1 pseudogene is annotated in these 1,396 nt (G+C 53.2%); it reads right to left on the bottom strand.

Going from position 1 to position 1,396, the window contains the following annotated elements:
- Positions 1 to 1,396: pseudogene (locus AC0LWN_RS32580) on the bottom strand (HNH endonuclease); the annotation flags it as partial.

The raw sequence follows: 1,396 nt of genomic DNA, 5'->3' as shown, positions 1-1,396 counted from the left end.
GGCTCCACCCGTGACGATTTCTGCGACAACAACGCCCACCAATATCCCGATGACCGCCGCCAAAAGCTTCAATCCATTACTCTTCATCCATTTTATTACATATGTTTTTATCTGGTCAAACACCATTTTGGCATTGTTTGCGCGTAGCGATACGCCATCTGCGATTTTGCCTCCAAGGCTTTGATCCGCTTTTCCGGTGTCAAAATCCGCCATGATGCTATCCATCGTATGCGGGTCGCTGCTGCCTGGAAGCTGCTTGGTTTCGCCGTCCTTGAGGTTCATGTCCCGGACCAGCTCAGGGTCCATTTCGCCCTCTTCGACCGACTCTATTTCGATGTCATCTGCGGTAAGCTTCTCTTCCGGTTGCGGTTCTCCCGCTTCCTGGGCCTGCTCTGCCCCGCCTTCCGCCGCACCTGCGCCCAGCGGCTTCGAGATGTCTACTCCTAGCAGATACTCCCACATCTTGCCTTCCAGATGGCTGAAGGACCGCTTCGCCGCCTTGCCAAGCGCCCCGATCCGTTCCATCACATCGAGGAACACAGTGATCAGGAGGTTGCCCAAGGTCGAGATCAATTTCGTGTAGAAGTTCTGCACGATAGCCAAAGCCTGATCCACTTTGGTTGCCAGGAAGTCCATGACCTGGGTGACTTTCGTTTTGAGCTTTTGTGCGAGCTGGTTGACGGCTTTGACCGCTTTGTTCACGACACCGTCAATTTTGCTGCAAATTTTAGCTGCGATACCCGGGAACTTGGCGAACACTACCGAGACCAGCTTTTTGATCAGGTTGCCTAGCCCTTGGATCAGGGTGGTGATCAGCTTGCGGCCCAGCTCGATGATGCCCAGCACGGCTTGCTTCGCTTTTTCAAAAATAAACTTAACCGCTTTTCTTAGACCCTCGAAAATGAAGTTGACGGCTTTCTTGACAACTTCAACCACCGCTTCGAGTTTGTCTTTCACCCAGCCGAGGAAGCCGCCTTTCTTCTCTTCCTTGGCTTTTTCTTCTTCATGTTTTCCATCGGCCTCTTTTTTAGCTTTGCTGTAAGCGGTCGTGGCTTCTTGTTCGGCTTCGGACTGCCGCTTTTGGGCTTCGCGTTCTTTTTCGGTGCGCACAGTGTTGATTTCGCTTTTCTTCTGCTGGGCTGCCGCTCCGGCTTGCCCGGCATAGTCGGCTTCTGCAGCATCCAGTTCACTCTTCCACTCGCCCCTCAGGTTGTCCACTTCGGCCTTGGCTCCGGCCTGCTGGCTGAGCTGCTGCTCCTTGGCTTCGGCTTCCGCCTGCTGGATTTGCGAGTGGCTGTCGGCTTTGGAGAGCATAACTTTGTTGTCGAATTTTTCTTTTTCTTTATTGTATTCGGCCTGCTTGGCGCCAAGCTGCTTATTCATTTCCGGGGCAAGC

The organism is Paenibacillus sp. sgz302115, assembly GCF_056120445.1.
The sequence above is the reverse complement of the archived record's forward strand: the minus strand, read 5'-3'. Positions and strand labels throughout refer to the sequence as shown.